The following is a 9,509-nucleotide window of genomic DNA, read 5'->3' on the forward strand; positions in this document are numbered from 1 at the left end:
CTAGGCCATGCTTTTGTGCCACCGCGGCGGCACGGGCTTTGCGTTGTTTGCCGGTAAAGCGAGTCTGCCCGAAGTAGGTGCGGTGAAGGTGGGCAAGCTCAGTAGCGTCATTGGCGTCGGCGCCGAGCGCGCGGAGCTCATCGGGTGAGCTGGATGCTTGTTCCACTAGCGCGATCCCCGAGTTGCGGTAGTGGAAGTAGGTTTCTAATACCCCCATGGCCACGAAGCTTAAAGCAGGCCCAAAGGCCCCGCAACCGGAACGAGTAAAGCCCCTCGTCACGAGGAGCTTAACTCAAAAGCCTACTTATGCGATGGCGCTGCGAACCTTGGTGAAGTGCACTTTGTAAGTGGTATCCAGGTCCGCGTCTGGGAAGGCCGCACGGAAATCGCTGTCATTGACCTCAATGGCATCCTTGATGCGCATAAGCGGGGTATCCGGATCAGCGAGAACCTCGTATTGCAGCGTTGGGCGGCCACGGTCATAGGCAACCAAGCGCGAGACCTTCTCTACGCCCTCGACGTTGGACAACGTATCGGCCACCGCACCCGCAATGGCATTCATGCTGGTCTTAATGGCGCCGTCCTCATTGGAGGCGTCAGAATGCACGGTATTGAACCGGTGGTGACGCAGATTCGCAATGATAAGCCACAACCCCATCAACGCCAACACCACCGTGGCGGCAGCCAAGGCATAAACCCACCAGGATTGCTCCGGCAGCCCAGCCCACGTGTCGTGGTCAACCCATTCCGCCAAGTAGGTAGCGAAGTCCACGTTGAAGTGAATGAGAATCGGCCACGCACCTAACGCGATGAGCACAATGCCCAGAATGGCAAGAATAGTGCGGTCCACGCCGGCCAGCTTCTTAGACATTGGCAATCTCCTCCTGATCGTTCTCAATGACAACGGTGAGTGTGGGGGTTGGGGAGACGTCGGCAAGCGCGGCTTCTACCGCATCGGTGACGCGTTCCTTGAGCTGAGAATCATCCAGGTCACCCGTAGCCGTGACAATAAGGCTGGCGCGGTTGGCGGAAATCTTGGCCCGGCTGCGCGCAGCACTAGCACCTGGAACGCGGCGCGCGGCAGCAGAGGCAATACGCGCGATGTCCACCGCGCGCAGCCACATGGACGCCTCCGACGAGGCGATTCGCACATGCGTCGTCTTACGCGGCGCGCAGGCCGCCCACAGCAGGATGAGACCCACCACAATGCCGATGCCACCGCCGATGAGCATCCACGTCTCAATGTCTGGTTTCGACATGACGTCGATAAAGGGCTGCAGCCAGGACTGCCCGCCCTCGTCCGCGCCGACTACCCAGGCCTCCCGGCCCGCAACTACGGCGGCGGCAAGCAACACGATGCCCAAGATGACAGTCCACGTACGCGCCGGCGGTGAGGCCTTCGGGCGCTGGCCTAACGTGACCGGCAGTGGTTTCTCACTCATGGTGGGCTCCTTCGCCGAACGGGGTAATGGTAATGGCACGCAACGGGGCCGGACGGGGAACGTCAACCCGGCGGGTGAAGTCCGCCGACGGACGAATCTCCACCGGCTGCAGCGCAGTCGGTTGCGGTGCGGACACGCGGCGCGGCTGCACTGGGTGGGGTGCCTCGATCGAACGCGGCTGGACCGGACGAGGAGTCTCAACGCGCTGCAGGCGGAACTCGCCAGGCATCTCCACCGGCCGCACGGCTACCGGAGGGGGAGTGTGGACGTCGCGCAGGCGTTGCTGGGGAGCAGCGCTAATTGGCCGCAACGACTCGTAGCGCTGCGTCGAAGGAGCAAAGCCAGAGGCCCGCACGGGGACATCGCCCAGCAAACCCACCGACCGTACCGTCGTTTCCACGGGCGCCTCAACGCCCCGCACAGCGGCCGGGGCAGGAGTGGCAATCTGGCGAACCGCCACGCCACGCGAGGTCGTGACGGGCTTGAGCTCACGAGGCGTCACGGAGGCCGGAACACGCGCGCTCAGCGGTCTGCGCGCAGCCACCTCAAGCGCGGACGTGCGCTCACCGGCCACCGCGCCACCAACGGTCACGTTGACGCGGGTCGTGCGGAAGCCAGTAAAGTCCAGCACGGCCTCCGAAATCGCAGTGCGCACTGCCGACGCCACATCAGTCACTGGCGAGGGCCAGTACACGGCAATGTCAGCATCGACCGCCACGACCTTCGTATCCGGATCCATCTGCGCCATGACGCGCGGAAAGGCTCGGCCGGCGAGGCCGGCGAGTTTGGCGTCGACAGCCGCGGTTCCCGGCACACTGGCAATGGCGGAGCTAATGACCTTTTCCATCGCTCGCAGTGAGAACTGGGTACGGCCTGTGTCGTCGAACGGAGTTGTCACTAGCCTTGGCCTCTATCCTGGCCAACCACGCCTTTCCACACGGCGGTGAGGTCGATGCGGCTGTCGAAGTGCGCGCCAACTACGCCGCCAATCGCGGCCAGAAGCACCGCGAGAACGACGTACCAGACGCCGAGGTAGATGAAAAAGGCGAGAACCAAGCCGGCGAGAACGCCGAGGGAGGTGTAATTCTTCATGGTTTTCCTTTAGTTCTGTGGGGAGGCAGCAGAGTCAACTGCATCGGCGAAGACGACGTCAACGGTACGTGCGGCGGGCCAGGTGCTGCGGACGGTGTCGCGGATGGCGTCGCCAAGCTCGGCGAGGACGACGTCACTACTGACATCAACGACAACGTGCAGCTCAAGGTAGGTATCATCGCGCGGTGTGGGCCGGGAGATGCCGTGGATACGCTCGCCCGGGAAGAGCAGGGCCACTTCGCCGAAACGGCCGGGGCTGAGCTTGGCGACGCCCCTCAGTCCCGTCACCGCCTCCACAATCGCCCGCGCGGCCTCCGCCGTGAGTTGTGGGGTCTGCTGGCTCACTTAAGCCTGGCCCTGCGTGACGGCCGGAGTGGTGTCCTCGGATTCCTGCTCCTCGCGCGGCAGCTTGACATCGTGAACCACCACGTCGACGCGGTCAACGGACAGGCCGGTCATGCGCTCTACAGCATTCATGATGTTGCGGCGAATAGCCTCGGCCAGCTCGTGGATAGCCACGCCGTACTCAGCGATGATGGCGATATCAATGGAAGCGGTGCCATTAGCAACCTCCACGGAGACACCCTGGCGGACATCCTCGGAGGCACCGAAGGACTCGCGGATGGATCCCATCATGCGGGCACCGCCACCGCCCAGGGCGGCCACGCCGGAGACCTCGCGGGCGGCGATACCAGCGATCTTGGACACCACGACGTCGTCAATGCGGGTGGTGCCGAACTCCGTCTCGAGGTTCTTGTTGCGCTCTGGGGCAGGAGCCGGGGTGGTGGCTTCGGTCTTCTCAGCAACGTCCTTCGGGGTGGTGTTTTCAGCCATGGTGAAACCTTCTCAATTCTTGGGTTGGGTGATTAGTCGAGCGGCATGTGGTCGCTGCCCCCGAGCTTATCGCTGAACTCGGACTCTGTGGGGTGGGAGAGACAAACTTTGGACGAAACGTGATTTTGGGCACGGTTTTCGTAGCGGTTTGGAAAACGGGAGGTTACATGCTTAAATACAGGGGTTGCTTTAACACAGCAACGTAGCCGCAGGCACAAGCTTGTAGGGCGTTGTTGCTGGTAAAGCGAACATGACACCTTTGTTGTGGGGCTTGAATGAGTCGCACTCGAAGGTCATCTGATCGGGCTAGGTCCGCGTTTGAGCAGAGACACCCCCGAGACGATGGACCGGAGAAGGAGCATGGCAAATAAACAGCGGCAGTATATGAATAAGACTTTGGTTGCAGATCTATGATCGAACGCCCCAGTCTTCTTCCTATTGACTTTGACTACGGGTCTTGTACCCCGTCATGAGCACTGCACGGGCTGGGCATTTGCCTAGCACTGTATCTCATGGTCGTCATGGCAGTCAGACAACTGGCGTTGTGCCAAGGCTCTAAGCCCGGACAACGTTATAGAGAAATCGAGAAGCAATTTCCCACCGCTTCACGCCCCGGAAAGGCCGGGAATGTGAAAGTGGGGAAGCGAGGAAGAGGATAAGCGTGGCGGGACAAAAGATCCGCATTCGGCTGAAGGCCTACGACCACGAGGCTATCGACGCTTCTGCCAAGAAGATCGTTGAGACCGTAACCCGTACGGGTGCTCGTGTTGTTGGTCCGGTGCCGCTCCCAACCGAGAAGAACGTATACGCCGTTATTCGTTCTCCGCACAAGTACAAGGACTCTCGCGAGCACTTCGAGATGCGCACTCACAAGCGCCTCATCGACATTCTCGACCCGACCCCGAAGACCGTTGACGCTCTTATGCGCATCGACCTTCCGGCAAGCGTCGACGTGAATATCCAGTAAGCGATCGACACAACGTATTTGGTGGAGAACTAATTATGAGTGAAAACGAGATCAAGGGCATTCTGGGCACCAAGCTCGGCATGACCCAGGTCTTCGACGAGGAGAACCGCGTTGTGCCGGTCACCGTCGTCGAGGCTGGGCCATGCGTGGTTACCCAGATCCGCACGAAAGAAACCGATGGCTACGACGCCATCCAGATTGCCTTCGGTGAGAAGGACCCGCGCAAGGCCAACAAGCCGGCCGCTGGTCACTTCAAGAAGGCTGGCGTGACCCCGCGCCGCCACGTGGCCGAAATCCGCATGGATGACACCTCTGCATACGAGGTGGGCCAGGAGGTCAAGGTGGATATCTTCGAGGGCGTGACCTTCGTTGACGTCACCGGCACCACCAAGGGCCACGGCTACGCCGGCGCCATGAAGCGCCACGGCTTCGCAGGCCAGGGCGCTGCCCACGGTAACCAGGCTGCTCACCGCCGCGTCGGCGGTATCGGTGGCGCTTCGTTCCCGGGCCGCGTCTTCAAGGGTAAGCGCATGGCTGGCCGCATGGGCCAGGACCGCGTGACCACCCAGAACCTGAAGATTCAGAAGATTGATGCCGAGTCCAACCTGCTGCTCATCAAGGGCGCTGTCCCTGGTGCGCGCGGTGGCCTCGTCACCGTTAAGACCGCAGTGAAGGGCGGTGCACACGCATGAGCAACCTCAAGCTAGACGTCCAGACCGCTGACGGTAAGACCAACGGCTCTGTTGAGCTGCCGGCCGAGCTCTTTGACACCGAAGCATCCATCGCTTTGATGCACCAGGTTGTCAACGCTCAGCTCGCTGCTGCTCGCCAGGGCACCCACAAGACCAAGACTCGCGGCGAGGTCCGCGGCGGTGGCCGTAAGCCGTTCCGCCAGAAGGGTACCGGTCGCGCCCGCCAGGGCTCCATCCGTGCACCGCACTACACCGGCGGTGGCACCGTGCATGGCCCGGTTCCGCGCGACTACTCCCAGCGCACCCCGAAGCGCATGATCAAGGCTGCTCTCTACGGTGCACTGTCTGACCGTGCCCGCAACGAGCGCATCCACGTCATCGAGGAGCTCGTCCCAGGTCAGACCCCGTCCACCAAGCAGGCCAAGGCCTTCATCGAGCGCCTCACCGACCGCAAGAACGTTCTTCTGGTCATCGGCCGCGAGGACATTAATGCTCGCCGCAGCGCCAACAACCTGCCGAACGTCCAGATCCTGGACGCCGGCCAGCTGAACACCTACGACGTCCTCTACTCGGACGACGTTGTGTTCTCCGTTGAGGCTCTGCACACCTTCGTCGAGCGCGCCACCGGCGCCGCCGAGGAAGCTAAGGAGGAGAAGTAATGGCTAAGCTCGCTAACCCGCGCGACGTCATCATCGCACCGGTTGTGTCCGAGAAGTCCTACGGCCTGATGGAGCAGAACGTCTACACGTTCTACGTCTCCACGGACTCCAACAAGACCCAGATTAAAGATGCCGTAGAGCAGATCTTCGGCGTGAAGGTTGCTTCCGTCAACACCGTCAACCGTGCAGGTAAGCGCAAGCGCACCCGCACCGGCTACGGTCAGCGTAAGTCCACCAAGCGCGCCTACGTGACGCTCCGTGAAGGCAGCGACTCCATCGACGTCTTCGGCGGTTCTGCTAACTAGCAGAACCGGCTCCAAGAGCCGATAAGGAAAAGGAAGAATTATGGCTATTCGTAAGTACAAGCCGACAACTCCGGGTCGCCGCGCATCCTCCGTGTCCCAGTTCGAGGAAATCACTCGTTCCACTCCGGAGAAGTCCCTGCTGCGCCCGCTGAGCAAGACTGGTGGTCGTAACAACTACGGCCGCATCACCACCCGCCACATCGGCGGTGGCCACAAGCGCCGTTACCGTCTCATCGACTTCCGTCGTACCGACAAGGACGGCATCCCTGCAAAGGTCGCTCACATCGAGTACGACCCGAACCGTACCGCTAACATTGCTCTGCTGCACTACGCAGATGGCGAGAAGCGCTACATCATCGCCCCGAAGGGCCTGAAGCAGGGCATCGTCGTCGAGTCCGGCCCGAACGCAGATATCAAGGTGGGCAACAACCTGCCGCTGCGCAACATCCCGACCGGTACCACCATCCACGCTGTGGAGCTCAAGCCGGGCGCTGGCGCTAAGCTGGCTCGCTCCGCTGGTGCCTCCATCCAGCTGCTGGGTAAGGAAGGCAAGTACGCCATCCTGCGTATGCCGTCCTCCGAGATCCGTCGCGTCGACATCCGTTGCCGCGCCACCGTCGGTGAGGTTGGCAATGCCGAGCAGATGAACATCCGCTGGGGCAAGGCCGGCCGTATGCGCTGGAAGGGCGTCCGCCCGACCGTCCGCGGTGTCGTTATGAACCCGGTCGACCACCCGCACGGTGGTGGTGAGGGTAAGACCTCGGGTGGTCGCCACCCGGTGTCGCCGTGGGGCCACAAGGAAGGCCGCACCCGCAACCCGAACCGTTACTCGAACAACATGATCGTGCGCCGTCGTCGCCCGAACAAGAAGCGCTAAGAGGAGGTAAACAATGCCACGCAGCCTGAAGAAGGGCCCGTTCGTCGATGAGCACCTCCTCAACAAGGTAGATGCTCAGAACGAGGCCGGCACCAAGCAGGTCATCAAGACCTGGTCTCGCCGCTCCACCATCCTGCCCGACTTCATCGGTCACACCTTCGCCGTCCACGACGGCCGCAAGCATGTGCCGGTGTTCGTCGAGGACTCCATGGTTGGTCACAAGCTCGGCGAGTTCGCACCCACCAAGACCTTTAAGGGTCACGTCAAGGACGACAAGAAGGGACGTCGATAAGCGATGAGTGACACCATCACCTCCGCATCCGCAACGGCTCGCTACGTCCGCGTTACCCCGATGAAGGCACGCCGCGTCATCGACCTGGTTCGCGGAAAGTCCGTATCCGAGGCACTTGCAATCCTGAAGTACGCTCCGCAGGGCGCCGCAAAGCCGGTTGCCAAGGTTGTTGCTTCCGCAGCTGCCAACGCTGAGAACAACTTCGGCCTGGACCCGCGCACCCTGGTCATCTCCGAGGCTTACGCCAACGAGGGTCCGACCATGCGTCGTTTCCAGCCGCGCGCACAGGGCCGCGCATTCATGATTCGTAAGCGCACCAGCCACATCACCGTGGTTGTCGAGAGCCAGAAGGAAGGGGCCAAGTAATGGGCCAGAAGATCCATCCTCACGGCCTACGTTTGGGCATCACTTCCGACTGGAAGACCCACTGGTACGCCGATAAGGACTACGCCAACTACGTAGCCGAAGACATCAAGATCCGCCAGTACCTGGAGAAGGGCCTCGACCGCGCCGGCATTGCCGACGTCGTCATCGAGCGCACCCGCGACCGCGTCCGCGTCGACATTCACACCGCCCGCCCGGGCATCGTGATCGGCCGCCGCGGTGCTGAGGCTGACCGCATCCGCCGCGAGCTCGAGAAGCTCACCGGCAAGATGGTTGCCCTCAACATCCTCGAGGTCAAGCAGGTTGACGCCAACGCAACCCTGGTTGCGCAGTCCGTCGCCGAGCAGCTGGTTAACCGCGTGGCCTTCCGCCGCGCAATGCGTAAGGCCATCCAGTCCGCTATGCGCCAGCCGCAGGTTAAGGGTATTAAGATCCTCCTGTCTGGTCGTCTGGGCGGCGCTGAGATGTCCCGCACCGAGCGCTACCACGAGGGTCGCGTTCCGCTGCACACCCTTCGCGCCGAAATCGACTACGGCACCGCAGAGGCCCACACCACCTTCGGCCGCATCGGCATCAAGGTGTGGATCTACAAGGGTGACGTCGTCGGTGGCGTGCGCGAGTCCGAACTGAACGCTCCGGCGCAGGGCCGTGGCCGCGGTGACCGTAACGGTCGTCCGCGTCGTGGTGGCCAGCGTCGTCAGCGCGCACAGCAGAAGCAGGAGGGCTAATCCATGCTGATTCCTAAGCGCGTCAAGTACCGTCGCCAGCACCGCCCGAACCGCTCGGGTGTGTCCAAGGGCGGTAACCGCATCAACTTCGGTGACTACGCCATCCAGGCTCTTGAGCCGGCGTACATCACCAACCGTCAGATTGAGGCCGCACGTATTGCCATCAACCGCCACGTCAAGCGTGGCGGCAAGGTCTGGATTAACATCTTCCCGGACCGCCCGCTGACCCAGAAGCCGCTCGGCGTTCGTATGGGTTCCGGTAAGGGCCCGGTGGAGAAGTGGGTTGCCAACGTTAAGCCGGGTCGCGTCCTCTTCGAGATGACCTACCCGAACGAGGAAACCGCCATCGAGGCACTGCGCCGCGCTGGTCAGAAGCTTCCGTGCAAGGTCCGCATCATCAAGAAGGAGGACCAGTTCTAATGGCTACCGGTACCCCCGCCCACGAGTTCCGTGAGCTCGACAACGCTGAGCTGGAGACCCGCCTGAAGGACGCGAAGGAAGAGCTCTTCAACCTTCGTTTCCAGAAGGCCACCGGCCAGCTGACCAACAACCGCCGCATCGGCACGGTTAAGCGCGACATCGCCCGCATCTACACCGTTCTGCGCGAGCGCGAGCTGGGCCTGTCCGTTGCTCCGGGAGCTGAGGCTTAATCATGAGTGAGGCAAACGTGAACACTAAGAAGGAAAAGGGCGCTCGCAAGACCCGCACCGGCATCGTTGTCTCCGACAAGATGGACAAGACCATCGTTGTCGAGCTCGAGGACCGCAAGCAGCACGCCCTTTACGGCAAGATTATGCGCACTAACAAGAAGGTTAAGGCGCACGACGAAGAGAACACCGCCGGCATCGGCGACCGCGTTCTCATCGCCGAGACCCGCCCGCTGTCTAAGGACAAGCACTTCCGTCTCGTCGAAATCGTGGAGAAGGCTAAGTAAAATCTAGCCCTTTCACGATGCACGAACCCCGGCACCCCACTCGGTGCCGGGGTTTTGCGATCCCAAGCGCGGAGCCATTGTGGTAACGCTTGAACTATGTCAAACAACCCGTCGCTTTCCGAAGAACAAGCGAAACGCCTAAAGCTACGGGCTAGTGAGTACGTAGTTCGTCATTTCGTAGATATCTCTGAGTACCGTTCCGAGTTACTAAAGCGCCTCAAGGATGCTTAAGCGTTAACGGGCGTCGGGCTGGTCTTAGCGCTTGATGGACGCGATGGCGATGCAGAACGCATTGAGCACCGT

General features: G+C 61.6%; 17 protein-coding genes and 1 pseudogene. 11 read left to right on the top strand and 7 right to left on the bottom strand.

The features are described from left to right. The 7 genes and pseudogenes from HMPREF2875_RS13595 to HMPREF2875_RS12235 form a co-directional block, all read right to left on the bottom strand. A pseudogene (locus HMPREF2875_RS13595) lies at window positions 1–217 on the bottom strand (HNH endonuclease); the annotation flags it as partial. An 87-nt stretch (window positions 218–304) separates the two neighbouring features. Beyond that, window positions 305–871, bottom strand: a complete 567-nt coding sequence (locus HMPREF2875_RS12210; protein WP_070673481.1) for an Asp23/Gls24 family envelope stress response protein — start codon at window positions 869–871, stop codon at window positions 305–307. Next, complete coding sequence (locus tag HMPREF2875_RS12215) at window positions 864–1,442, bottom strand: DUF6286 domain-containing protein (RefSeq protein WP_070673482.1); 579 nt, start codon at window positions 1,440–1,442, stop codon at window positions 864–866. Before HMPREF2875_RS12215 ends, HMPREF2875_RS12210 begins: the two co-directional genes overlap by 8 nt. Beyond that, window positions 1,435–2,340, bottom strand: a complete 906-nt coding sequence (locus tag HMPREF2875_RS12220; protein WP_246817118.1) for an Asp23/Gls24 family envelope stress response protein — start codon at window positions 2,338–2,340, stop codon at window positions 1,435–1,437. Before HMPREF2875_RS12220 ends, HMPREF2875_RS12215 begins: the two co-directional genes overlap by 8 nt. Further along, window positions 2,340–2,534: a hypothetical protein gene (locus HMPREF2875_RS12225; protein WP_070673483.1), complete on the bottom strand. Its 195-nt coding sequence runs from the start codon at window positions 2,532–2,534 to the stop codon at window positions 2,340–2,342. The genes HMPREF2875_RS12220 and HMPREF2875_RS12225 overlap by 1 nt, the downstream gene beginning before the upstream one ends. A 9-nt stretch (window positions 2,535–2,543) precedes the next feature. Further along, window positions 2,544–2,879: a hypothetical protein gene (locus HMPREF2875_RS12230; RefSeq protein ID WP_070673484.1), complete on the bottom strand. Its 336-nt coding sequence runs from the start codon at window positions 2,877–2,879 to the stop codon at window positions 2,544–2,546. Continuing rightward, window positions 2,880–3,368, bottom strand: a complete 489-nt coding sequence (locus HMPREF2875_RS12235) for an Asp23/Gls24 family envelope stress response protein (RefSeq protein WP_070673485.1) — start codon at window positions 3,366–3,368, stop codon at window positions 2,880–2,882. It abuts the gene before it with no gap. A 661-nt stretch (window positions 3,369–4,029) separates the two neighbouring features. Between HMPREF2875_RS12235 and rpsJ the strand changes: the two genes are divergently transcribed. From rpsJ to rpsQ, 11 genes are read left to right on the top strand one after another with little or no spacing between them, the layout of a single operon-like run. Continuing rightward, complete coding sequence (rpsJ, locus tag HMPREF2875_RS12240) at window positions 4,030–4,335, top strand: 30S ribosomal protein S10 (protein WP_003848085.1); 306 nt, start codon at window positions 4,030–4,032, stop codon at window positions 4,333–4,335. A 35-nt stretch (window positions 4,336–4,370) separates the two neighbouring features. Next, the gene (gene rplC, locus HMPREF2875_RS12245) at window positions 4,371–5,027 is read left to right on the top strand and encodes a 50S ribosomal protein L3 (RefSeq protein WP_070673486.1); all 657 of its coding nucleotides are present in this window, start codon (window positions 4,371–4,373) and stop codon (window positions 5,025–5,027) included. Continuing rightward, complete coding sequence (gene rplD, locus HMPREF2875_RS12250; RefSeq protein WP_039673702.1) at window positions 5,024–5,686, top strand: 50S ribosomal protein L4; 663 nt, start codon at window positions 5,024–5,026, stop codon at window positions 5,684–5,686. Before rplC ends, rplD begins: the two co-directional genes overlap by 4 nt. Next, on the top strand, window positions 5,686–5,991 hold the full coding sequence (gene rplW / locus HMPREF2875_RS12255) for a 50S ribosomal protein L23 (RefSeq protein WP_070673487.1): 306 nt from the start codon (window positions 5,686–5,688) through the stop codon (window positions 5,989–5,991). The genes rplD and rplW overlap by 1 nt, the downstream gene beginning before the upstream one ends. Window positions 5,992–6,031: 40 nt before the next feature. Continuing rightward, the gene (rplB, locus tag HMPREF2875_RS12260) at window positions 6,032–6,868 is read left to right on the top strand and encodes a 50S ribosomal protein L2 (protein WP_070673488.1); all 837 of its coding nucleotides are present in this window, start codon (window positions 6,032–6,034) and stop codon (window positions 6,866–6,868) included. Window positions 6,869–6,881: 13 nt separating this feature from the next. Beyond that, window positions 6,882–7,160, top strand: coding sequence for a 30S ribosomal protein S19 (gene rpsS / locus HMPREF2875_RS12265; protein WP_010189646.1), 279 nt, complete (start codon window positions 6,882–6,884; stop codon window positions 7,158–7,160). A 3-nt stretch (window positions 7,161–7,163) separates the two neighbouring features. Then, on the top strand, window positions 7,164–7,526 hold the full coding sequence (rplV, locus tag HMPREF2875_RS12270; RefSeq protein ID WP_039673710.1) for a 50S ribosomal protein L22: 363 nt from the start codon (window positions 7,164–7,166) through the stop codon (window positions 7,524–7,526). Next, the gene (rpsC, locus tag HMPREF2875_RS12275) at window positions 7,526–8,272 is read left to right on the top strand and encodes a 30S ribosomal protein S3 (RefSeq protein ID WP_070673489.1); all 747 of its coding nucleotides are present in this window, start codon (window positions 7,526–7,528) and stop codon (window positions 8,270–8,272) included. The genes rplV and rpsC overlap by 1 nt, the downstream gene beginning before the upstream one ends. Window positions 8,273–8,275: 3 nt before the next feature. Beyond that, window positions 8,276–8,692, top strand: coding sequence for a 50S ribosomal protein L16 (gene rplP, locus HMPREF2875_RS12280; RefSeq protein WP_070673490.1), 417 nt, complete (start codon window positions 8,276–8,278; stop codon window positions 8,690–8,692). Further along, on the top strand, window positions 8,692–8,922 hold the full coding sequence (gene rpmC / locus HMPREF2875_RS12285; protein WP_005276944.1) for a 50S ribosomal protein L29: 231 nt from the start codon (window positions 8,692–8,694) through the stop codon (window positions 8,920–8,922). Before rplP ends, rpmC begins: the two co-directional genes overlap by 1 nt. A 2-nt stretch (window positions 8,923–8,924) precedes the next feature. Continuing rightward, the gene (gene rpsQ, locus HMPREF2875_RS12290) at window positions 8,925–9,206 is read left to right on the top strand and encodes a 30S ribosomal protein S17 (RefSeq protein ID WP_070673491.1); all 282 of its coding nucleotides are present in this window, start codon (window positions 8,925–8,927) and stop codon (window positions 9,204–9,206) included. The last annotated feature ends 303 nt before the right edge of the window (window positions 9,207–9,509 follow it).

Source organism: Corynebacterium sp. HMSC078H07, from assembly GCF_001812805.1.
Taxonomy (GTDB): Bacteria; Actinomycetota; Actinomycetes; order Mycobacteriales; family Mycobacteriaceae; genus Corynebacterium.